The 22,222-nt window shown below is 61.3% G+C and carries 22 protein-coding genes and 1 riboswitch; of the genes, 11 read left to right on the top strand and 11 right to left on the bottom strand.

What is annotated here, in order from left to right; genetic code table 11:
• Positions 1-8 precede the first annotated feature (8 nt).
• The 3 genes from ACTJKS_RS12820 to ACTJKS_RS12810 all read right to left on the bottom strand — a co-directional run bounded on the left by ACTJKS_RS12820 (position 9) and on the right by ACTJKS_RS12810 (position 3,738).
• Positions 9-2,261 carry a xanthine dehydrogenase family protein molybdopterin-binding subunit gene (locus ACTJKS_RS12820; RefSeq protein ID WP_262948812.1) on the bottom strand — a complete coding sequence of 751 codons (2,253 nt, stop codon included), beginning with the start codon at positions 2,259-2,261 and terminating at the stop codon, positions 9-11.
• The gene (locus tag ACTJKS_RS12815; RefSeq protein WP_027613020.1) at positions 2,261-2,716 is read right to left on the bottom strand and encodes a (2Fe-2S)-binding protein; all 456 of its coding nucleotides are present in this window, start codon (positions 2,714-2,716) and stop codon (positions 2,261-2,263) included. Before ACTJKS_RS12815 ends, ACTJKS_RS12820 begins: the two co-directional genes overlap by 1 nt.
• Before the next feature lie 89 nt (positions 2,717-2,805).
• Positions 2,806-3,738, bottom strand: coding sequence for an AraC family transcriptional regulator (locus ACTJKS_RS12810; protein ID WP_262948814.1), 933 nt, complete (start codon positions 3,736-3,738; stop codon positions 2,806-2,808).
• A gap of 160 nt (positions 3,739-3,898) precedes the next feature.
• Between ACTJKS_RS12810 and ACTJKS_RS12805 the strand changes: the two genes are divergently transcribed.
• Complete coding sequence (locus ACTJKS_RS12805; protein ID WP_198759316.1) at positions 3,899-4,948, top strand: NAD(P)-dependent alcohol dehydrogenase; 1,050 nt, start codon at positions 3,899-3,901, stop codon at positions 4,946-4,948.
• A gap of 157 nt (positions 4,949-5,105) precedes the next feature.
• The gene (locus ACTJKS_RS12800; protein WP_198759315.1) at positions 5,106-5,834 is read left to right on the top strand and encodes a type 1 glutamine amidotransferase; all 729 of its coding nucleotides are present in this window, start codon (positions 5,106-5,108) and stop codon (positions 5,832-5,834) included.
• Here the strand turns inward: ACTJKS_RS12800 and ACTJKS_RS12795 are convergent.
• The 3 genes from ACTJKS_RS12795 to ACTJKS_RS12785 all read right to left on the bottom strand — a co-directional run bounded on the left by ACTJKS_RS12795 (position 5,831) and on the right by ACTJKS_RS12785 (position 7,955).
• Complete coding sequence (locus tag ACTJKS_RS12795) at positions 5,831-6,187, bottom strand: hypothetical protein (RefSeq protein WP_108182429.1); 357 nt, start codon at positions 6,185-6,187, stop codon at positions 5,831-5,833. The genes ACTJKS_RS12800 and ACTJKS_RS12795 overlap by 4 nt on opposite strands.
• A 234-nt stretch (positions 6,188-6,421) precedes the next feature.
• A complete protein-coding gene (gene yghU / locus ACTJKS_RS12790) occupies positions 6,422-7,261 on the bottom strand; it encodes a glutathione-dependent disulfide-bond oxidoreductase (RefSeq protein ID WP_108182430.1) in 840 nt (279 codons plus the stop codon).
• A 73-nt stretch (positions 7,262-7,334) separates the two neighbouring features.
• Positions 7,335-7,955, bottom strand: coding sequence for a LysE family translocator (locus ACTJKS_RS12785; protein WP_262948818.1), 621 nt, complete (start codon positions 7,953-7,955; stop codon positions 7,335-7,337).
• A 176-nt stretch (positions 7,956-8,131) separates the two neighbouring features.
• Between ACTJKS_RS12785 and ACTJKS_RS12780 the strand changes: the two genes are divergently transcribed.
• Entirely contained in the window at positions 8,132-9,043 is a 912-nt protein-coding gene (locus ACTJKS_RS12780) for a LysR substrate-binding domain-containing protein (protein WP_262948820.1), read from the top strand.
• 63 nt (positions 9,044-9,106) lie between these two features.
• Here ACTJKS_RS12780 and ACTJKS_RS12775 read toward each other — a convergent pair whose 3' ends face one another.
• Complete coding sequence (locus tag ACTJKS_RS12775) at positions 9,107-9,550, bottom strand: GFA family protein (protein WP_411157865.1); 444 nt, start codon at positions 9,548-9,550, stop codon at positions 9,107-9,109.
• A 375-nt stretch (positions 9,551-9,925) separates the two neighbouring features.
• On the bottom strand, positions 9,926-10,882 hold the full coding sequence (locus ACTJKS_RS12770; protein ID WP_262948822.1) for a LysR family transcriptional regulator: 957 nt from the start codon (positions 10,880-10,882) through the stop codon (positions 9,926-9,928).
• 126 nt (positions 10,883-11,008) lie between these two features.
• Between ACTJKS_RS12770 and ACTJKS_RS12765 the strand changes: the two genes are divergently transcribed.
• The 3 genes from ACTJKS_RS12765 to ACTJKS_RS12755 all read left to right on the top strand — a co-directional run bounded on the left by ACTJKS_RS12765 (position 11,009) and on the right by ACTJKS_RS12755 (position 14,223).
• Positions 11,009-11,284, top strand: coding sequence for a DUF2798 domain-containing protein (locus ACTJKS_RS12765; protein ID WP_108182434.1), 276 nt, complete (start codon positions 11,009-11,011; stop codon positions 11,282-11,284).
• Between the two features lie 222 nt (positions 11,285-11,506).
• Entirely contained in the window at positions 11,507-13,294 is a 1,788-nt protein-coding gene (locus ACTJKS_RS12760; RefSeq protein WP_262948823.1) for a thiamine pyrophosphate-requiring protein, read from the top strand.
• 215 nt (positions 13,295-13,509) lie between these two features.
• Positions 13,510-14,223 carry a DUF72 domain-containing protein gene (locus ACTJKS_RS12755; protein WP_262948825.1) on the top strand — a complete coding sequence of 238 codons (714 nt, stop codon included), beginning with the start codon at positions 13,510-13,512 and terminating at the stop codon, positions 14,221-14,223.
• 1 nt (position 14,224) lies between these two features.
• On the opposite strand, the gene mntP is transcribed toward ACTJKS_RS12755, so the two are convergent.
• From mntP to ACTJKS_RS12740, 3 genes are all read right to left on the bottom strand, one after another.
• On the bottom strand, positions 14,225-14,788 hold the full coding sequence (mntP, locus tag ACTJKS_RS12750; RefSeq protein WP_108182437.1) for a manganese efflux pump MntP: 564 nt from the start codon (positions 14,786-14,788) through the stop codon (positions 14,225-14,227).
• An 8-nt stretch (positions 14,789-14,796) separates the two neighbouring features.
• A riboswitch (yybP-ykoY riboswitch) is annotated at positions 14,797-14,968 on the bottom strand.
• 222 nt (positions 14,969-15,190) lie between these two features.
• Positions 15,191-16,561, bottom strand: a complete 1,371-nt coding sequence (locus ACTJKS_RS12745) for an ATP-binding protein (RefSeq protein WP_262948827.1) — start codon at positions 16,559-16,561, stop codon at positions 15,191-15,193.
• Entirely contained in the window at positions 16,558-17,220 is a 663-nt protein-coding gene (locus tag ACTJKS_RS12740; protein ID WP_108182439.1) for a response regulator, read from the bottom strand. The genes ACTJKS_RS12745 and ACTJKS_RS12740 overlap by 4 nt, the downstream gene beginning before the upstream one ends.
• 170 nt (positions 17,221-17,390) lie before the next feature.
• Between ACTJKS_RS12740 and ACTJKS_RS12735 the strand changes: the two genes are divergently transcribed.
• Genes ACTJKS_RS12735 through ACTJKS_RS12715 form a run of 5 tightly spaced genes read left to right on the top strand, consistent with a single transcriptional unit; the run spans position 17,391 to position 22,210 of the window.
• Positions 17,391-17,657, top strand: coding sequence for a PepSY domain-containing protein (locus ACTJKS_RS12735; protein WP_007960465.1), 267 nt, complete (start codon positions 17,391-17,393; stop codon positions 17,655-17,657).
• Positions 17,657-18,202, top strand: coding sequence for a cytochrome b/b6 domain-containing protein (locus ACTJKS_RS12730; RefSeq protein ID WP_262948830.1), 546 nt, complete (start codon positions 17,657-17,659; stop codon positions 18,200-18,202). The genes ACTJKS_RS12735 and ACTJKS_RS12730 overlap by 1 nt, the downstream gene beginning before the upstream one ends.
• 51 nt (positions 18,203-18,253) lie before the next feature.
• On the top strand, positions 18,254-19,549 hold the full coding sequence (locus tag ACTJKS_RS12725) for a sialidase family protein (RefSeq protein ID WP_262948832.1): 1,296 nt from the start codon (positions 18,254-18,256) through the stop codon (positions 19,547-19,549).
• The gene (locus ACTJKS_RS12720; RefSeq protein ID WP_262948833.1) at positions 19,549-20,160 is read left to right on the top strand and encodes a hypothetical protein; all 612 of its coding nucleotides are present in this window, start codon (positions 19,549-19,551) and stop codon (positions 20,158-20,160) included. Before ACTJKS_RS12725 ends, ACTJKS_RS12720 begins: the two co-directional genes overlap by 1 nt.
• A gap of 22 nt (positions 20,161-20,182) precedes the next feature.
• Positions 20,183-22,210, top strand: coding sequence for an LTA synthase family protein (locus ACTJKS_RS12715; RefSeq protein WP_262948835.1), 2,028 nt, complete (start codon positions 20,183-20,185; stop codon positions 22,208-22,210).
• Positions 22,211-22,222: the final 12 nt, after the last annotated feature.

Raw genomic sequence — 22,222 nt, 5'->3', positions numbered from 1 at the left:
GGCGCTGATCAAGTGAAGGTGTGGCGGCTCATGGGCAGGCTGCGCACCCGTTGCCCGGTCAGCGTTGCCACCGCATTGGCGACGGCGGGCGCGACGGCGGGCAGCGGTGGTTCGCCGATACCGCCCATTTTTTCCCCGCTCTCGATCACACGCACGTGGACCCGGGCCATCCGCGCAGGCGGCAGGATCGGATACAAGTCGTAGTTGCGCGCGCGCGGTTTGCCATCAATCCACACGGCTTCCTCCACCAGGGTCTGCGACAGTCCCAGCGCCACCGCGCCATTGACCTGCGCTTCGACAATCGCCGGATTGACGATGCTGCCGGGGTCGATTGCCTGCCAGATGTCGTGCACCTTGACCTGACCGTGCTCGATGGAGACTTCGGCGATCACCGCCGTCTGGGTACCGAACGGCGACGCCATCGCCACGCCTCGGGCACGTTTGCTGCCGTCCGCCGCGGTAAACGGCCCACGCTTCCAGCCACCCGACAGCTCGCCCACCGCTTGCAGCAGCGTGGTCAGTCGCGGGTTGTCGCGCAGCAGATGCAGGCGCAGTTCGAACGGGTCCTTGCCGCCCTTGTCGGCCAGTTCGTCAAGGAACGACTCATAGAAGAAATCGTTGAGCGAATTGCCCACCGAACGCCAGTAACCGAGCATCGCCGGGCCTTTGGCGTAGATCTGCGCGATGCGCTTGTTGGGGATTGCATAGGACTTGCCCGACAAGCCTTCAAGCGCCGTCGGGTCGAGCTTCTCACCCTGTTTGCCGGCCAGCGCCTCGGTCGGTCCTTCGGTGGCGCTGATCGCTTCGATTGCCAGCGGCCAGCCTTCATTGTCCAGCGCGGCGCGGAAATTCACCGCGGCTACAGGACGCAGCACGTCGCGCAGGAACTCTTCCTCGCGGCTCCAGATCAGTTTGACCGGGCGGCCAACCGCCTTGGACAATTCAATCGCCTGAGGGTAGGGACTGGCGGCGTCGTAGAGGAAATGCCGACCGAAGAAGCCGCCCAGCAATGGCGAATGCAAGGTGATGCGCGACGGGTCCAGTCCGGTGCGTTTGGCGATGTCGGCACGGAACATGTCCGGCGCCTGATTCGGCAGCCAGACTTCCAGTGATCCGTCGGGATTGAAGCGGGCCAGCGCTGACGGCGGCTCCAACTGGCCGTGGTTCAGATACTGGTTGTGGTAAGTGGCGTCAATCCGCGTTTTGGCGCTGGCCAGAACTGCAGCCACATCGCCCTCATTTTCATCATCCCTGGCCGGGCCTTTGTCGTCAGCCAGGCGTTTGAGCCAGGCATCACTGGAAAAATCTGCGGGCATCGGCCGTACTTTGCTGTCGGCCGTGGGTTCCTGCCAGTCGACCTGAATCGCTTCCACTGCACGTTTGGCGTGCCACCAGCGCTCGGCGACCACCGCCACGGCCCCCGGCAGGCGATGCACGGAATGCACGCCTTTCATCGCTTTGACCTGCTCTTCGTTGCGCAGGTTGCCCACGGTCATGCCCAAACGCGGGGCGTGCTGAACGGCGGCATGCAGCATGTCGTCGACCTTCAGGTCGATGCTGTACAGCGCCTTGCCGGTGGACTTGTCGTAGGCATCGACGCGCTTCACCGGTTTACCGATCCAGCGGAACTGGCTCGGATCACGCAGTTGCACCGAGGCCGGATCGGGAACCGGCAGATCCATGGCGTGTTCGGCCAGTTCGCCGTAGGCCAGCGAGCGGCCCGACTTGGCGTGCACGACTTTGCCGGGTTCGGTAGTCAGTTCGCTCACCGGCACCCCAAGTTTCTGCGCGCCCGCCTGCAGCAGCATGGCGCGGGCGAGGGCGCCGAGGCGGCGCATCACCGGGTAACTCATGCGCACCGACATGCTGCCGCCGGTGATGCGCATGCCGTTCTCCATCACTACATAGGCTTCGCCGGGCGGCGCGGCTTCTACCAGGAACGTCGCCGGGTCGGCATCCAGTTCTTCACCGACGATCTGCGCCATCGCGGTGAACGTACCTTGTCCGCCTTCCATGAACGGGCACAGCAGGCGCACGCGGTTGTCCGGGCGAATTTCCAGAAACGCCGGCACCTGCGTCCCGCGCTCGGCAGTGGCCGACGCCACTGCCGCTTGCACGCGCGTCGTGCCCAGCGGCAGGCCGAAGCCGAGCACCAGTGCGCCGACGGCGGTGCCGGCCAGAAAGCGTCTGCGCGACACATTGATCGGTTCGTGCAGCGTCAGTGCTGATGCTTCCTGGGACGGATCGATACGCACGTTCATCAGGCATCTCCCTTGCCGGCCAACTCATGCACGGCGGCATGAATGGCGTTGTACGTGCCGCAGCGGCACAGGTTGACCATCGCCGCCTCGATCTGCGCATCACTCGGCTTGGGGTTCTGCTTGAGCAACGCCGTGGCGGCCATCACCTGCCCGGACTGGCAGTACCCGCACTGGGCGACCTGCAGATCAACCCAGGTCGAGACCACCCGTTTGCCCACATCGTCGGCCTCGATCGCCTCAATGGTGGTGACCTCGCGACCGACCACACCGGCCACCGGCGTGACGCACGAGCGCACCACGTTGCCGTCCACCAGCACGGAGCAGGCGCCGCACTGCGCCAATCCACAGCCGTACTTGGTGCCGGTCATGCCCAGGTCATCGCGGATCACCCACAGCAAGGGCGTATCGGCGTCGGCATCGACCTGATAGGTTTTCTGGTTGATTCGTAGTTCCATGGTTCACCCGCTCGATCATCGGTTGGCGTGCATTTTTATAAGCGGTGAAACGCGGCGTGGCGCCTCACCGGTAACGCGTGTTCTTTTGCTCAACTGGCCGTATTGCCCAGTGCTTCTGCGGCGAAGGGGTCGCCACGCAATAGTGCGATGTCCCGACTGGGTGCGGTGCCGTACAGGCGTGCGTATTCGCGGCTGAATTGCGAGGGACTTTCATAGCCGACCGCAAACGCCGCTCGCGAAACGTCCAGACGCTCCATCAACATCAGCCGGCGCGCCTCGTTCAGTCGCAGCCACTTCTGGTACTGCAGCGGGCTCATGCCGGTGAGTTGGCGGAAGTGGTGGTGAAAAGTCGGTGCGCTCATCTGCACTCGCGCCGCCAATTCATCGATGCGCAGCGCCTCGGTGTAGTTGACCTTGAGCCAGTCGATGGCTTTGGCAATGCGATAACCCTGGCCATCGACGGCCGTGATCTGCCGCAGCCGCGCACCTTGATCGGTATGGAGCAACCGATAGTGAATTTCCCGCAGCACCAGCGGCGCCAGCACCGGGATCGCTTCAGGCTCGTCGAGCAATGCCAGCAGGCGTTCGAGCGCGCCTTCCAGCGCGCACGACAGGTTGCCAATGCCAGCGCCCGCGTTCATCGACGGCTGCCGCTTCGCAGGCAAGCCACCTTTGCTGAGGATCTCGGCGAGCATGCCGACATCCAGTCTCAGCACCAGCCCGACACAGGGCTGTTCGGGGCTGGCGAGCATCACTTCGGAATTGGCGGGCAGATCCAGTGAAGTGACCAGAAATCGCGAAGGGTCGTAGCGGTAACCCTCACCGCCGACCCACAAACGCTTTTCCCCACGGCCCACCAGAATCAGGCTCGGCTCGATCATGCACACGGTCGGTGGCGCCGGCTGATCGCGACGAAACAGCGACAGGCCGGGTATCGACGTGGCGAAGTCACCCGGCACGCTCACGCGCGGGTCAATGTTCAACGCCAAAGGTGATGCGTGGCGCAGCGGGGTAGGGATCATGTCGGACAACTCCTGTTGATCGAACTCTAATCCGCTGCACAGGCGTTTCCTATACACCACCCTGCAACCTCAGAGGATCAGGCAAGCATTCAAGAGGAATGCACTAGGGCAGAGGTGAATCGACCGGGAGAATGTGTCAAACCATTACAGGAGAGCCACCATGCAAGTCTTCGCTTATGGCGCCCATGCGGGCGACAAACCGCTTGAACCTCTGCGCATCACCCGTCGCGATCCCGGCCCGGAAGACGTGCAGATCGAAATTGCCTATTGCGGTATCTGCCACTCCGACCTGCACCAGGTGCGGGCCGAATGGGAGGGCACACAATATCCTTGCGTGCCCGGTCACGAGATCGTCGGTCGGGTCACCGCCGTAGGCCAACAGGTCATCGGTTTCGCTCCGGGTGATCTGGTCGGCGTCGGCTGCATTGTCGACAGCTGCAAGCATTGCGAGGAGTGTGCCGAAGGCCTGGAGAACTACTGCGACGGCATGATCGGCACTTACAACTTTCCGACTGCGGACGCGCCCGGCTGGACCCTCGGCGGCTACTCGCAAGCAATCGTCGTGCACCAGCGCTACGCCCTGCGCATTCGCCATCCCGAAGCCCAGCTGGCTGCGGTGGCGCCGCTGCTGTGCGCGGGCATCACCACCTGGTCGCCGCTGCGGCACTGGAACGCCGGCCCGGGCAAAAAAGTCGGCGTGGTCGGCATCGGTGGTCTGGGCCACATGGGCATCAAACTGGCGCACGCGTTGGGGGCGCATGTGGTGGCGTTCACCACGTCGGAATCGAAACGCGAGGCTGCGAAAAGCCTTGGCGCCGATGAGGTGGTGGTTTCAAGCGATGCCCAGCAAATGGCCGCGCACCTGAAAAGCTTCGACCTGATCATCAACACCGTGGCCGCCCCCCACGACCTCGACGCTTTGCTGGTGCTGCTCAAGCGTGACGGCGCGATGACACTGGTGGGCGCTCCGGCGTCACCGCATCCATCGCCGAACGTGTTCAACCTGATCATGAAGCGTCGTACCCTGGCGGGATCGATGATCGGCGGTATTCCAGAGACTCAGGAGATGCTCGATTTCTGTGCTGAACACGGCATCGTCTCGGACATCGAGCTGATCCGTGCCGAGCAGATCAATGAGGCGTACGAGCGCATGCTCAAAGGTGACGTCAAATACCGTTTCGTGATCGACAACGCGACGCTGGCACCGTGAAAACAGTGCGTCCGGGCCAATGCCCGGACGCCTCTCGCGATTGTGAGAGAGTGATGGTGGAGTTGTCAGCTCAACTCCAGCAACGGATTTGCAAATGACACCAAGTGTCATATAGTCTTTCGCGCAACACTCACCCAGCCCCCACCAAGGATTTTCAATGAACGTTCATTTCGTGGTTCACGAAGCATTCGAATCGCCCGGCGCCTATGAAACCTGGGTGCGCGAACGTGGCCATGAAGCGAGTTATTCGCGCGTGCATGCGTTTGAGGCCTTGCCCGCGAGCGTCGAGAACATCGACCTGCTGGTGGTGTTGGGCGGCCCGCAATCGCCGGCGACGAGCAAAGAGGAATGCCCGCATTTCGATGCGGCTGCCGAGTGCGACCTGATCGTTAGAGCGATCAACGCGAACAAGGCAGTGGTAGGCGTTTGCCTGGGGGCGCAATTGCTCGGCGAAGCGCTGGGTGCTGCGCATGGTCACAGCCCGGAAAAGGAAATCGGCAATTTTCCGATCACCTTGACCGAGGCGGGCAAGAACAACGCCAAGGTGGCGCACTTCGGCGATGCGCTCGACGTCGGTCATTGGCACAACGATATGCCGGGGCTGACGGCGCAGGCGAAGGTCCTCGCCGTCAGTGAGGGCTGTCCGCGCCAGATTGTCGAGTACGGCGATCTGGTCTACGGCTTCCAGTGCCACATGGAGTTCACGGCGGAGGTCGTGGAGCGTTTGATTGCCGCGTCCCCTGACGAGCTGGCGGCGGCGCTGGATTGTCGTTTCGTTCAGCAGCCGGCGGCGCTTCGCACCAACGCTTATGAGCAGATGAACCTTAAGCTGTTCGAGTTCCTCGACAAGCTGGTGGCGCAGTATCAACAGCAACGCAAGGGCTAGGAATAGCGGGCCAAACGCTCACGCCAGTTGCCACCGTGCGAACGCATGCACGCTTGCTCTGAGTCGAAACACACGTTGCGCTCTGATGCGGGCAGGTCGATATCGGCCTCCCTCAGCGCGGTGGCCGTCAGTTCGAAGATCCGTGCTTTGGCTTGTGTGAGGGCGAGATGTTTGTCGGCCTCAGTATCGAATACCCAGATCACTTTCAGGGTCGCCGCCAATGCGTTCAGGTCAGCGGTGTGGGTCAGCCAGGTGAAGCCCTGGATTTCAGCTTTTGCGGCTTCACATGCGTCGGTGAGCGTGGCAATCAAGCGCCGCTCGATCCGCGCCAGTTCTCGTTTTCCAGCAGGCATTGCAGATCCTTATACGACAGTGGTGGTGTGGTCTCACTGTAATTGCTGAGGTTCACAAATCCTCATGTCCAACCCGAATTTTCTGTGGGAGCGAGCTTGCTCGCGAAAGCGGTAGGTCTGTTATGTCAGTGTTGACTGACNGACCTGGCGCCTTCGCGAGCAAGCTCGCTCCCACAAAGGTTGCTATGAACCGGGATGCCCCTGTCCAGTACAAATCTTTGTGGGAATGTGGCGTCAGTCCAGATCGCTGGCCTGATGCCGTTCAGCAACCTGGCTCGCCTCGTCACCCCAGGTGCGATTGACGCGCTGGCCACGCTTCACCGCAGGGCGTTGGGCGATGTCTTCGGCCCAGCGCTGCACGTGTTTGTAGTCCTGAGCCGATAGAAATTCGGCGGCCGAATACACGTTGTTGCGCACCAGTTGGCCGTACCACGGCCAGACCGCGATGTCGGCGATGGTGTAGCTGTCGCCGGCCAGATAGCGGCTTTCCTTGAGGCGTCGGTCGAGCACATCGAGTTGACGCTTGGCTTCCATTGTGAAGCGGTTGATCGGGTATTCGAGCTTCTCCGGCGCGTACGCATAGAAGTGCCCAAAGCCGCCGCCCAGATAAGGCGCAGAGCCCATCTGCCAGAACAACCAGTTCAGGGTTTCCGTGCGGCCAGCCGGGTCTTTGGGCAGGAAGGCGCCGAACTTTTCCGCCAGATACAGCAGGATCGAACCGGACTCGAACACCCGAATCGGCGGCTGTGCGCTGCGGTCGAGCAGCGCCGGAATTTTCGAGTTCGGATTGATCTCGACAAAACCGCTGGAGAACTGATCGCCCTCGTTGATGCGGATCAGCCAGGCGTCATATTCGGCCCCGGAATGCCCCAACGCCAACAGCTCCTCCAGAAGGATGGTCACCTTCACGCCATTGGGGGTCGCCAGGGAGTACAGCTGCAGCGGATGTTTGCCGACAGGCAATGTCTTGTCATGCGTCGGCCCGGCAATCGGGCGATTGATGCTGGCGAAATGGCCGCCGGACGGCGCTTCGTGTTTCCAGACCTTGGGCGGAGCGTAGGGCGCTTTACTCATGAAATGGGCCTCATGGTGAACTTGCCGAGAATGACCTGACGGATATCAGACACGACAGCATAAACGCTCTAGCTCAAGACTGCGCAACCCCCGGAATGATCAAACACGCCGCCAGCCCCATCAGCGCAATCCCGATGACCTTGTCGAGGAGCCGCTGTTTTTCCAGCAGGCGACGGCGTAACCGTTCAGTGGAGAAAAACAGCGCAACCAGACTGAACCACAGCCAATGAATGACCGACATGAACAAGCCATAGGCGAAGTTCACCGTCAGTGAACTGCCTGGCTCCACCACCTGGCTGTAGGCCGCCACAACGAACAACATGGTTTTCGGATTCAGTGCATTGGTCAGAAAACCTGAGCAGAACACCTTCCAGGCACGGGGTGCCGAAGCGCTCCCATCGGTAAATGTCAGCACGGATTGATTGGTAAAGGACTTGATGCCCAGATAGACCAGGTATCCGGCGCCCAGCAGTTTCATCATCCAGAACAGCAGCGGCGATTGGGTGATGATCAGCGCCACCCCGAACACCGTGTAGAACACGTGAACCTGCACGCCACAGCCGATGCCCAGCGCAGCCAGCAAACCACTGCGCCGCCCGTAGGCATAACTGTTGCGAGTGACCATGGCAAAGTCCGGGCCCGGGCTGATCACCGCCAGAAGGGTGATGGCGATTACCAGAAACAATTCATTCATGCCTACGCTCCATCGCGTCATTTGCGCTACTTGATTTCACAGATGCACTGTCCGCAGTCATTCTTGCAAAAGTTTGGAAGGATGCAGCAGGCTCCGAGTGGCGCCATGATGAGAAATTGTCACTGGCAAAAAAAACGATTTATAGTCGCGAAAATCTGTGAGAAATCATCGTCTATATGAACCTGCCTCCGCTGGCTGCCTTTCGCTTCTTCAACACCGCTGTCCAGACCCAGAGTTTCGTCAAGGCTGCCGAGCTGCTGCACGTCACCCACGGCGCGGTCAGCCGCCAGGTGCGTTTGCTGGAGGAGGCGATCGGGGTCGAGTTGTTCGAACGGCGTAACCGCGCGATCTTTCTCAATCACGCGGGACGTTTGCTGTTCAATGTCACCGCGCCGATGTTCGAACAGTTGCAGAGCACGGTTTATCGCCTGCAACGCGAAGTCCACGATGACGTGCTGGTGGTTTCCTGCGAGCCGACCATCGCCATGAAATGGCTGATCCCGCGTCTGCCCGACTTCCACAGCGCGCATCCACAGTTGCAAGTGCAATTGCTGACGGCCGGCGGGCCGATCGACTTCGCTCGTTCAGGCGTGGATCTGGCGATCCGCCGTGACGATTTCCATTGGGACGAAACCGTGCACGGCGTGACCCTTTGTGAAGAGTGGATCGGCCCGGTCTGCGTGCCGTCCAGTCGACCTGACGGTGATCATTTGCATGGCGCCTGCCTGCTGCACAGCAAGACGCGCCCGCAGGCGTGGGACAACTGGATGCGACAGACCCGGATCAGCGCGGCAGGGGGCAGTCTGGTCGATTACGAGCATTTCTACCTGTGCATTCAGGCCGCGCTGGCCGGGCTGGGCGTCGGTATGACGTCGTTTCTCATGGTGCAGGACGAACTCAAGTCCGGCCAGTTGATCGCGCCGTTCGGCTTTGTGCGGGACGGTTCGAGCTATTGCCTGCTGTCACCGCGACCCTTCGAACAGAGCGCCAATGTCATGCTTTTTCGCGAGTGGATTGCCCAGCAGATGAGTGCGTGTAGCCGGCAGTTCGGAGACGGAATTACGGTTAGCTCCTCCGAGCCTGTTTAACTCTGCAATCTGTCGCCGCTGTTTACCATCAGTGCTGGGAAAAGTAGGCCTGTGATCAACGGTTCAACGCTCGCGATGTGGCCAGTGATCTTGAATTTCATACCATGACGCTTTGGATGTCACCTCGACATGCTGCTGTTTACCGGGGGTGAAAGCGGTATCCAGTGTTCCCAGTGCTATTGAGATCCACTCCGAGAACTCGCCTTGAATGCGTGACCAGAACAACGAAGCGCCGCAGTGAGAGCAGAATTGGCGCAACACTGCTTCAGAGGAGGGATAAGACTTGATGTCTTCGGTGCCCTCCAACAATTCAAGGTCTTTACGCAGCACGCTGCCATAGCTGGCAAATGCGGCTCCATGGCTTTTGCGACACTGCGTGCAGTGGCAGTGAGAAACCGCTTTTGGATTTGAGTTGATCTGGTATCTGACGGCACCGCAAAGGCAACTGCCTCGCAAGGTTCGGGAAGAGGCTTTTAGCGACTCCGGATCGAATGATGTGTTGGCAATCCTGCTGGCGTCAGATTCCAACTGCCATTGGTCGCAGCTGTTGGAAATCTGGCGTACAACCCACTGCTGCGGGCCAGTCCAGGAAAGCTCTAGGTACGGGCCCGCAAGCTCTGCGTTGGCGATCAGTAACTCCGCCTCATCCGCGGGGCCGGGGCACATGCCTCCGACAGCGAAAGGTACACGCGCAAGCATCAGTTCGTTGAGCAAGCGCACCAGCTCGGCATGTGAGGTGAAGGGCATTGTGCGTTCTCCGGCAGCAGAGCCGGCGAAGACCAGATCGCCCGTAGTCGAGTCGGACGAGTTGATCGACGCCAGATGTACCGGTGGCTGCCCTGAGCCTTTTGCATAACGTGGTGTGTTCACTGCAAATCCTTTTCAGCGGGTGTGCGAGACGATGTGGCCAAAAGCATTTTCCAGCGCCCAGCGTCTATTCAAGTGCTCAGTCAAATAATCCATGAAGGCTCTGACCTTCGGCGTCATCGCTGCTCGTTCCTGCACGCACGCATAGATGTCCATCGGTTCGACATACCCGTGGGTTTCACCCGGAAGATCTTCAAACAGTTGCACCAGTTGACCGCTCTCGAGATAGGGCGCAGCGACGAATTCGGCCAGGCGCGTGACACCTGCGCCGTTGACTGCCATTTGCGCCAGGGCGTCGATGTCGTCGCTGATGGCGGTGGCGTTGATCGGGGCGTCGTAGTGCTGGTCGTCGCGGATGAAACCCCAGCGCAGAAAACGCCCATCTAACGGGTAACGGAACGCCAGGCAGGCGTGGTGTTGCAGGTCTTGCGGTGATTGCGGCACGCCGGCGCGTGCAAGGTAGGCGGGTGCGGCGCAGAAGATGAAAGGCAGGGAAACGACTCGGCGTGCGACGATGCCGTCTTCCAGTTGTGGTTTGATCCGCAGGCTCAGGTCGATTCCGTTCTGGATGTGGTTGATTTTGCCGTTGCTGGTCGACAGCTCGACCAGCAGGCGCGGATGCAGTGCGGCGAAACTGGCGAGTAACGGCGCCAATACGTGGCGACCGAAGGCGCTGGTGGAGGCAATGCTCAACCGGCCTTGCAGTTCGCCTTCGTCGCCGATGATCGCGCTTTGCGCCGACTCCAGATCCGCCGCGATGCGTTTGACTTTCTCGTAATACAGCGCGCCATTTTCAGTGAGGGCCATGCGGCGGGTGGTGCGCTGCAGCAGGCGCATGCCGAGGTGTGTTTCCAGGCGATTGAGGGTCTGGCTGACCGCTGCCGCACTGACGCCCAGAGCCTTGGCGGCGCCGACGATCGAGCCGGCCTCAACCACTTTGATAAAACTGGCAATCGCCGCCAACAGATTCATCCATGTCCCGCCGTGTGGGTTTGATTCGTAAGTTGTGCTTTATAAAGTACCTGTGGCAGGCCGTCTAGTTGAGGGCTGGGGGCTTTGCTAAGGTACCGGCTCCCTGTCAATGGATGGAAAAGCCATATGAATCAAAGAACCACTACCGATGCCCTGTATTCGCCGCGTCGCAAGTTGTCGTCACGAGCGACGCCCTACGTGTTTGCGTTGTACATGGCGACGATCATGGCGTTCCTGATGTCGCTGGTGATCACCGCCGCCAACTCCGGGATTGATAACGACTACCTGAGTAATGCGCTGCACGCCTACAAGCTGGCGATGCCGGTGGCGTTTTTGTGCATCCTCGTGGTGCGGCCGATCGTGATCAAACTGGTGGCGATGACGGTGCATCCGCATCGTTGATGATCCCCGTGCAGGAGCTGCCGAAGGCTGCGATCTTTTGATGTTGTTTTTGCAGATCAGAAGATCGCAGCCTTCGGCAGCTCCTACAGGGAGCGGTTCGGCAATGCCGTCGGGCAAAAACAATCGAAACTTCGCGCGCTCCCAAACTGTCCAGACCCATGTACCGCCCGGCGGATGTCTCGCCGGGCAGGCTTCATGCATCGGTGACAGGCGAGGAACGAAATGACGACGACAGTGGGCGATTTTCTGGTTGAGCGGCTCAGCCAATGGGGCGTCACGCGGATTTTTGGTTATCCGGGAGACGGCATCAATGGCGTGTTCGGCGCGCTCGCCCGAGCCAATGGCAAGATCGAATTCGTTCAGGCCCGACACGAAGAAATGGCCGCGTTCATGGCGTCGGCCCACGCCAAATTCACGGGCGAGTTGGGTGTGTGCATCGCCACGTCGGGGCCCGGCGCTTCGCACTTGATCACTGGGTTGTACGACGCGCGCATGGATCACCAACCGGTGCTGGCGATTGTCGGCCAGCAGGCGCGGACGGCGCTCGGCAGTCATTACCAGCAGGAGCTGGACCTGGTGTCGATGTTCAAGGATGTTGCCGGGGCGTTTGTGCAGCAGGCGTCGGCGCCGTCGCAGGTGCGTCATCTGCTCGATCGTGCCGTGCGCACGGCGGTTGGCGAGCGGCGGGTGACGGCGATCATTCTGCCCAATGATTTGCAGGATCTTGCGTACGAGCCACCGGCGCGGGCACACGGCACTGCGCATTCCGGCGTCGGATACACCAAGCCGAAAGTGCTGCCCTACGAGGCGGATCTGCAGCGCGCTGCCGACGTTTTGAACAGCGGTGAAAAAGTCGCGATTCTGGTCGGCGCTGGCGCGTTGCAAGCGACGGATGAAGTGATCGCCATCGCGGAAAAACTCGGTGCTGGCGTGGCCAAGGCGTTACTTGGCAAGGCCGCGCTGCCGGACGATTTGCCGTGGGTCACCGGCAGTATCGGCCTGCTGGGCACCGAGCCGAGCTACAAGATGATGAGCGAGTGCGACACCTTGTTGATGATTGGTTCGGGTTTTCCCTATGCCGAATTTCTGCCCAAGGAAGGTCAGGCGCGTGGCGTGCAGATTGACTTGCAACCAGACATGCTCAGCCTGCGTTATCCAATGGAGGTCAATCTGGTCGGTGACTCCGCCGAAACCCTCGCTGCGCTGCTGCCGTTGCTCGAACAGAAGACCTCGCACAAGTGGCGCAAAAAGATCGAGGGCTGGCGCGGCAGTTGGGAGAAAACCCTGGAAAAGCGTGCGATGGCCAAAGCCGATCCGATCAATCCGCAGCGGGTGGTGTATGAGCTGTCACCGCGCCTGCCGGAGCAGGCGATCATCACCAGCGACTCGGGTTCCTGCGCCAACTGGTACGCGCGTGATCTGAAGATTCGCCGCGGCATGCAATGTTCGCTGTCCGGTGGCCTGGCCTCGATGGGCGCTGCCGTGCCGTATGCGATCGCCGCCAAGTTCGCCCACCCCGAGCGCGCGGTGATTGCGCTGGTGGGTGACGGTGCGATGCAGATGAACAACATGGCCGAGCTGATCACCGTCGCCAAATACTGGCGCCAATGGAGCAGCCCGAAATGGATCTGCGCGGTGTTCAACAACGAGGATCTGAATCAGGTCACCTGGGAGCAGCGGGTGATGGAGGGCGATCCTAAGTTCGAAGCCTCGCAGAGCATTCCCGATGTGCCGTATCACCTGTTCGCCATTTCCATCGGCCTGAAAGGGATTTTCGTCGACCGCGACGAGGACGTCGCCGCTGCCTGGGAGCAGGCGCTGGCCTCGGACGTGCCGGTGCTGATCGAGTTCAAGACCGACCCCAACGTGCCGCCGTTGCCGCCACACATCAAGCTCGAACAGGCGAAGAAATTTGCCACGACCTTGCTCAAGGGCGACCCGGACGAGGCGGGGGTGATCGTGCAGGCCGCCAAGCAGGTGCTGGCCAGCGTCCTGCCCGGAAAAAAATAACCACGACAGGCGCTTCCCGCCCCCCGCGTCGGTGAGCACCGCCGAAACCTGTGGGAGCGGGCTTGCCCGCGAAAGCGTTGTGTCAGGCACAGCGATTGTGGAGGTGCCGACGCCTTCGCTGGCAAGCCAGCTCCCACAGGTATTTCGTTGTGCCTGAAATCTGTGAACGAGACCGTGGAGATTTTCATGCGTGAAGCGGCGAAGGTACTTTTCTGATGTTCATCGGTTGCGCGGGCTGGAGTCTGGGGCGTGAGTATTGGCCGCAGTTTCCGGCCGAGGGCACGCATCTGCAGCGCTATGCGGCGCTGTTCGACTGCGTGGAAATCAACAGCTCGTTTTATCGGCCGCATCGGCGTCAGACCTATGCGCGCTGGGCGGATTCGGTACCGCCGGGCTTTCGTTTTTCGGTGAAGGTGCCAAAGCAGATCACTCATGAGTTGCGTCTGCAAAACTGTGATCAAGCGCTGGACGAGTTTCTCGGGCAGTGCGAGGGCTTGGCCGATCGGCTGGGGTGTTTGCTGGTGCAACTGCCACCGTCGCTGGCCTTTGAGCCGGCAAGTGCAGAGGCGTTTTTCGTGGCATTGCGTCAACGCTTCGCCGGTGCCGTGGTGCTTGAGCCACGGCATGAGTCATGGGTGGCGGCGGCGCCGATGCTGCAGGCGTATCGGATTGCCCAGGCCATGGTCGATCCGTCGCGGATCAGTACCGATGGTTCGGCGCAGGGCTGGACAGGGGTGCGTTATTGGCGACTGCACGGGTCGCCACGGATTTATCACAGTGCTTATGAGATGCCTTATCTGCAGCAACTTGCGCAGGACATGAAGCTTTGCGCTGCTGATGGGGCCAGCGTCTGGTGCATCTTCGACAACACCGCCAGTGGCGCCGCGTTGGGCAACGCGATGACACTGGCGGCGCTGAGCCGGGCCTGAATCAGGCTGCCAAGTGCTCATACAGAATGGTCGCGCCGACGATCATCAGCACCACGCCACCAACCATTTCCGCACGCTTGCCGACGACCGCACCGAGCACCCGGCCGAGCATCACGCCAATGGTCACCATGGTCATGGTTGCCACGCCGATGGCCGCTGCAGCCACCCAGATATTCACGTCGACAAACGCCAGGCCGACGCCGACCGCGAGCGCGTCAATGCTGGTGGCAAACGCGGTGACCGCCAGAATCAGGAACGAGTGCTGACCGGGTTTTTCTTGTTCCTCGTCTTCGTGCTTCAGGCCGTTATAGATCATGTGCAGACCGAGGATCAACAGCAGGGTGAAGGCGATCCAGTGGTCCCATTCGGCGACCCAGCGGGTGGCAGCCTGGCCGATCAGCCAGCCGATGATCGGGGTGATGGCTTCGATCACGCCGAAGATCAGGCCGGTGCGCAGCGCTTCGCTCAGACGTGGTTTGTGCAGGCTGGAGCCTTTGCCGATGGCTGCGGCGAACGCATCCGTGGACATGGCCAAAGCAAGGAATATGAGGGAAACAGGATTCACGGGGGCACACTTCCAGTCGGGCTATGAGTCAACGACACAACCACACGCCCGACTTCAGGCATGGATGTGTCGTCGGTCTCACCAACCAAAAGGTGTTCGTACCACGGCAGGTTGCCGAGAATGTTGATACGAACGCTTCCGAGGGACTCGGAAACAGGCTACTCCCCAACGAGGCTGCGGATCTTATTTGGGCAAACATGAAAATTTTGTCAAAAGCATCGAGGCGATCGATAAACGCAAGGCTCTGTGGCGAGGGAGCTTGCTCCCGCCGGGTCGCGAAGCGGCCCTTCTTTTGTCGAACAGCAGAAGGCCTGCTGCGCAGTCCAGCGGGACGGTGCGACGATTCGACAAGCTCCCTCGCCACAGATATCTTCACACAGAGTTACGCTCGAACCTGTCAGCTCAGCGCTCCTCATTGATCCGCAACTGCGCGCACAACCCGCCCTGCGGCCGGTTGTACAGCTGCAACGTGCTGCCGATCTTGCTGACGATCATCTGCACGATCGCCAGCCCCAGCCCGGCGCCGTTGCCGTGGCCGTGGCTGTAGAAACGCTCGAACAGCCGCGCGTATTCCTGCTCGTTGATACCGGGGCCGGCGTCCTCGACGCTGATGTACACCGCGCCGCCCGCCTGCGGTTGCACCTGGACTCGCACCTCGCTGCCCGGCGGGGCGAAATTCAGGGCGTTGGTCACCAGGTTCTGCAAGGCGATGGCGAGGGCTACCGGGTCGGTGTCGACCGGGCAGTGGTGGTCGCTGTCGAGGATCAGTTCGACGTCCTTCTCCATGGCCAGCGGTGCCAGTTCGGCAAGCTCTTCGCGCACCAGTTCGGTCAGTTCCACAGTGCGGGTGTCGGGATTGGCCAGGTGCGGTTCGATGCGCGCCATGGTCAGCAATTGACTGGCGATGCGCGTCGCCCGATCCACTGCGCTGACCAGATATTCCAGTGCCTCTTCGCGTTGTTGCGGCGTGGCGGCCAGTTGCGCGTTTTGCGCGTGGATCCGCAGAATCGCCAGCGGCGTGCGCAGCTCGTGGGCAGCGTCGGCGATGAAGCGTCGCTCCCGCGCCAGCAGATTGTCGATCTGCTGCAACAGGCGATTGAGCGCGGTCTGCATCGGCTCCAGATCATGCGGCAGGGGGCTGAGGTGCAGCGGTTTCAGGGTTTCGGTATCTCGTCCGCGAATGCTCTGCGCCATCGCCCGCAGCGGTTGCAGGCCCCAGCCGATGGTCAGCCAGATCAGCGCGGCCAGCAGCGGTACGCCGATCAGGCTCGGCCATAACGTGTGGCCGACGATGCGCTCGATCAGGTCCTGACGGATGTCGTCGCGCTCGCCGACCCAGATCAGCAATCCTTGCTGCGAATCCTTGAGCAGAAACGCGCACCAGTCGCGGCCATTCTCCATCAGGTCATGCGAGCCGAGGGTGGTGGGCGGCGCTGCAAGCTCCGGCGCTTCGGCCGAGCGCACCAGCAATTGCCCGTCGCTGCGCCAGACCTGAAAAGTCAAACGGGTTTCGTAAGGGTGCGCAGCCTCGCCGTCGCCGACCCGGCTCATGGCGTCATCGAAGGCCTGATAGAGCCGGCTCCAGTCGTTGTCGCCGGGTGCGCGCTGGGCCAGCACGCCTTGCAGCAGGCGCGCGCTTTGTGCCAGCTGGGCATCGTAGACTTCTTCGATTTCATGGTGACTGTCGCGCAGCACCAGCCAACTGATCAGCAGGTCGCCGATCAATACCAGAATCAGTACCGGCACCAGAATCCGCGCACGGATGGAAATCATGGCTTTAGCTCCAGCACATAGCCGACGCCGCGCACAGTGCGGATCAATTCGCTCGAGAGTTTTTTGCGCAGGTTGTGGATCAGCACTTCGAGGGTGTTGCTTTCGACCCGGTCCTGCCAGCCGTACAGCGCTCGCGACAGGCGTTCGCGGGTGACGACCTTGCCCGGGCGAGCCATCAGTTGATGCAGCAGTTGATATTCCATCGGCGTCACCACCACGTCAGTGCCGCGCCAGCTGACCTGCTGCGTGACCGGATCGAGACACACGCCCGCATGCTCAAGCACCGGTTGCGCACGGCCCTGACTGCGGCGCAGCAGGGCGCGAATGCGCGCCTTCAATTCATCGACGTCGAAGGGTTTGATCAGGTAGTCGTCGGCGCCGGCATCCAGCCCGGCAATGCGCTCGGCGGTGCCGTCGCGGGCGGTGAGGATCAGCACCGGCAAGTCCTGTTGTTCGCCACGCAAGCGTTGCAACAGCGCCAGACCGTCGAGCCGTGGCAGGCCGAGGTCGAGCAGCAGCAAGTCGAAGCTTTCACTGCGCAGGGCGTGCAGGGCGCTGGCCCCGTCCTGCAACCAGTCGAGGGTGTAGCCTTCGCTGCCGAGGGCAACGCGAATACCTTGACCGAGGGCGCGATCATCTTCGACCAGCAATAGGCGCATAACGGATTCTCTTGAGGAAACATGGCGGTTGACCGGCGGCATCATGCCGCTGTGCAGCCGGCTGTGGCAGCTGACCCGACGGGAAAGATGTAACGACTCGTTGCCAACTAAGCTTCGACTAAGGTTGCTTTTGCACAGTGAGGCCTTCCTCATCGAGCGAGAGTGTTTCCATGCGCAAACTTCTGCTGTTGTCCCTCATCGTTGCCAGCCCATTGGCCGTCGCCGGCCCGCAATGCACCACCGCCGAACGCTCGCAATGGCAAGACCAGAAAGCCTTTCAGGAGCAGCTCAAGGCTCAGGGCTACGAGATCAGCAAATTCAAGGTTACCGACGGCAACTGCTACGAGATCTACGGCTTCGACAAGGACAAGCGCAAGGTCGAGATCTACCACGACCCGGTCAGCGGCAAAGCGGTGAAAACCGAGATCAAGGGTTGATGCCGAGCGCGTCCGTGCGCCTGTGGGACCCCGTGGTGCGGCTGTTTCATCTGTCCATCGCGGGCGTCTTCGTCGCCAACTACTTCTTCAATGAAGCCGGTGACGTCTGGCATGTCTGGCTCGGCTATTACGCCATGGGCTGGCTGCTGGTGCGGCTGGTTTGGGGCTTCGTCGGACCGCGCAGTGCGCGCTGGGCGGATTTCTGGCCGACGCCGACGCGGCTGATCGCCCATGCGCGATCCCTGATTCGCGGACGTCCCGAGCATCGCCTCGGGCATTCGCCGATGGGCGCGCTGGTGATGCTGTCGATGTTGCTGGCGATGTTCACCGCCGGTGTGAGCGGCTGGGCCATGGAAGAGATCGACGCCCTGTGGGGTGCCGACTGGCCGTTGCAGGTACACGAATTCGCTACCGACACCTTGCTGGTGCTGGTCTGCCTGCACATCGCCGCCGCGCTGTTCGAAAGTTTTCTGCTGCGCGACAACTTGCCGTTGTCGATGCTCACCGGACGCCGACGGCGCTTGCCGGACGATCCGCCGCGCTGACAGGGATGTTTTGTCGATTGCCCTCCATCCTGTTTTTGCCGTGAGTCCACTATGCGTGCGCTTCCCGATCGCTTGAAACTTATCCTCGGCGGACTGGCCGTGAGCCTGATTTTCTGGGGTGCCTGGCGCAGCCATCCGGCCCATGTGCTGGCGCCGTTTGCCGTAACGGCGCCGCCGGTCGATGCCTCGCTGCAGGCACCTGAGCCGCTGTACAGCAGTCGCTTCGTCTCCTCGCAATTGAATGATTTCGTGCACTCGTCGTCGGTGACCGCACTGCCGGGCGGCGACCTGATGGCGGTGTGGTTCGCCGGTTCCCGCGAGGGCGCTGCCGATGTACAGATCCGTACCGCCCGTTACGACGCCAACACCGCGGAGTGGGGCGCCGAGCAGGTGTTGGCCACCCGCGAATCGACCCGCGACGGCACCCGCCGCTACATCCGCAAACTGGGCAATCCGGTGATCGCCCTCGCGCCGGATCAACGGTTGTGGATGTTTTATGTCTCGGTATCCGTGGGCGGCTGGGCCACCAGTGCGATCAACGTGATGGTCTCGGATGATTTCGGGCGCAACTGGTCGGCGCCGCGACAGCTGATCACTTCACCGTTCTTCAACATCAGTACGCTGGTGCGCGCTGCGCCGGTATTCCATGCCGACGGTTCGATCGGCCTGCCGGTATATCACGAGTTCATGGGTAAATTCGCCGAGTACCTGTACCTGAGCGCAGACGGCGCGGTGATCGACAAATTCCGTATCAGCCGTGGCAAGCATTCGTTGCAGCCAACCATTGTGCCGCTGGACGGACAACGTGCTGTGGCCATGCTGCGTTATGCCGGCGACACGCATCATCGAGTGCTGGCCAGCCGCACCGAGGACGCCGGGCAGACCTGGAGCGAGCCGTATCCGCTGGAGCCGGCCAACCCCAATTCGTCGCTGGCGGCCGTGGGTACCGACGACAACGGTTTGCTGGTGGCGCTCAATGATCTGCAGGACGGACGCTTCAAACTCAGCCTCTACGGCACCGATGCCAACCTGAGCAACTGGCGCAATGTGATCGAACTCGATCAGTCGCCCGATCCGCTTGGCCAGCCGTTCGCCCCCGAAGCCTACAAAGCAATCATCGGCGAAGGCTTTCGTGCTTCCAGCGGGGCGCATCGTCTGCCGCTGGAAGCGCGCTTTCTGAGCAATCTGGACTACCGGGTGTGCAAGCCGCAGGGCTGTGATTTCGAGTACGAGTATCCGTACTTCAGTCGCGGCAGCGATGGGCTCTATCACCTGGTGTATTCGTGGAATAACACCTTCATCAAACATGTCAGCTTCAATGAAGCGTGGCTCGAGGAGCGCCTGTGATGCTGTTGCTCTGGCAAGCCCATTTGACGTTCGTCCTGCTCGCTTTTGTCTTGCTCGGCTCGCTGCACTTTACGCAACGCTGGCGTCCGTGGCTGTTGCCACTGCTGGCGCTGGTCAGCTTTGTGCCAGTCAACGATCTGCCGTTAGCGGCGTACGTGCGCAGTGTCACCGATGATCTGGCGATTACCACGCTGGTGTTGCTCGGCTGGGCCAGTCTGGTTCGGCTGGGTGTGGTCGAGCGGCAGACATTGTCGGCACGGGTGCAGGTGCTGGTGCTGTTTACCGTGCTGGCCGCGCTGTTGTACCCGGCGACGATGGGCCTGACGTATTTCGATCCGTACCGCTGGGGCTTCAATCCACGGCCGATGATCGTCTGTATCGGTGTGCTGGCACTGGCGCTGTTGTGGCTGCGCAACACGCTGGCCGTGTCGATGCTCGCGATGGGCACGCTGGCGTTCGCCTTGCGTCTCAAGGCTTCGGAAAACTATTGGGACTACCTGATCGATCCGCTGCTGCTGGGTTACTGCCTGGTCACCGCTGCGGCGCTGTGCATCCGCGAGGTCTGGCGTCTGCTGCGAGCCGCAACGGCAAGCACGACATCTTCTATTTGAACCAACGACACTGAGGTCAATGATGGGCTGGTTGCAATCGCGACGCCTGCGCTACGGCGTGGGTGCGGCAGGTTTGGCGTTCTTGTTGTTTGCCGTACTCAGGCTGGTATTTGTGCTGGGGTTTTCCGGGATCGCGCCCAGCGAGTTCATCGATAACCCGGCACTGCGCGAAACCCTCGGTATCGGCTTGCGTTTCGACTTGCGCCTCGCCGTGCTGCTGATCCTGCCATTGGCGCTGCTGGCCTGGGTGCCGCACTGGAACCTCACGCGTCTGCCGTGGTTACGCTGGGTCGCACGGGTTTACTGGCTGCTGGCGCTCGGCGTGATCGGCCTGTTGTACATCATCGATTTCGGCCATTACGCCTATCTTGGCGTGCGGATCAACGCCACGGTGCTGCGTTATCTGGAAGACGCGCAGATCTCGCAACAGATGGTCTGGGAAACTTATCCGGTGCTGTGGATCGCGCTCGGCTGGCTGGCGGTGCTGGGCGTCTGCTTCTATGGACTTTTGAAGCTGGAACGGCTGACACTGGCCCGCGAACCCAAGGTTATCCAGCGTCCATCGCTGGCATTCGGCACCGGGCTAAGCGTGGTCGTGGTGCTGCTGGCGCTGCTCGGTCGGGTCGACAATCTCAACCTGGAAAACCCGGTGCCGCTGCGCTGGAGTGATGCCTTCTTTTCCGGTAACGCGCAGATCGCCGCGGTCGGTCTGAACCCGGTGCTGTTCCTCTACGACACGCTGAAAACCGGGCAGGCGCAATTCGATGAGGCGCAGGTGCGCGAGCACTATCCAGTGATTGCCCGCTATCTGGGCGTGGATCAACCGGACCCGCAATCGCTCAACTTCGAGCGGCAGCAAGCCGTGCAGCCGTATCGGCTGCCGGGCACGCCAAACGTGATGTTCGTCATGCTCGAATCGCTGGGCACCAGCGCTGTCGGCGCCTACGGCAATCCGTTGAACCCGACGCCAAACCTCGATCAATTGGCGGCCCAAAGCTGGTTCTTCAAACACTTTTATGTGCCAGTCACCGGCACTGCGAAAACCGTGTGGGCGAGCATCACCGGTGTTCCCGACGTGACTCGCCGCGAGACCGCAACGCGCCATCCGCTGATCACCCGCCAGCACACGCTGATCAACGCGTTCACCGATTACCAGAAGCTCTACATGATCGGCGGTAACGCCGGCTGGGCCAATATCAATGCGCTGATCCAACAGAGCATCGACGGCGTGCGCCTGTATCAGGAAAGTGACTGGCGTTCGCCGCTGGTGGACGTGTGGGGCATTTCCGATCTGGATCTGTTCAAGGAGAGCGACCGCATCCTGCGCGACTTGCCGAAGGACCGACCGTTCTTCGCTTACGTGCAAACCTCGGGCAACCATCGGCCGTTCACCATTCCCAAGGACAACGACGGCTTCCAGGTCAGCAACCTGTCGCTGGAACAGGTGCAGGCCGCTGGGTCACGTAGCGTCGAGCAATACAACGCGGTGCGCCTGCTGGATTTCAATATCGGCAAGTTGATGGAGCTGGCCAAGGCCGGCGGCTATTACGACAACACGATTTTTGTGTTCTTCGGCGACCACAACACCCGCATCAGCCAGATCCCGCACATGCCGCCGGCGTTCGAGCAACTGGGGCTGGAAAGCAATCATGTGCCGATGCTGATTCATGCGCCGGGGCTGCTGGCGCCAAAGGTCATCGAGGAAGCCGTGGGGCTGACGGATCTGCTGCCGACGGTGGCGGGGATGGCTGGCGTGCCGTTCAGCAATGGTGCGATGGGCCGCGATGTCCAGCAACCGGCGCCGGAAGGTGAGCGCGTAGTGCCGCTGGTGCTGCGCGAGGGCACGTTTCCGGTGATTGGCGGGGTGACCAAGAATTTCCTCCTGCAAATGCAGCATGACGGCAGCTCGCCGACTCTGCATGACCTGGCGTCGAACACGCCGCTAGACAACGTCGCCGGGCAAAATCCCGAGGAATTCCAGCGCCTGGTGGAGCTGACGCGGGGCCTGCACGAGAGTGCGCGGCTGATGCTGTATCGCAACGTGCGCTGACCGGGCTGCACC

It is taken from the genome of Pseudomonas sp. 22189 (assembly GCF_052045635.1).
Taxonomy (GTDB): domain Bacteria; phylum Pseudomonadota; class Gammaproteobacteria; order Pseudomonadales; family Pseudomonadaceae; genus Aquipseudomonas; species Aquipseudomonas parakoreensis.
Note: the sequence above shows the minus strand (reverse complement) of the source record. Positions and strands in the feature narration are given on the sequence as shown.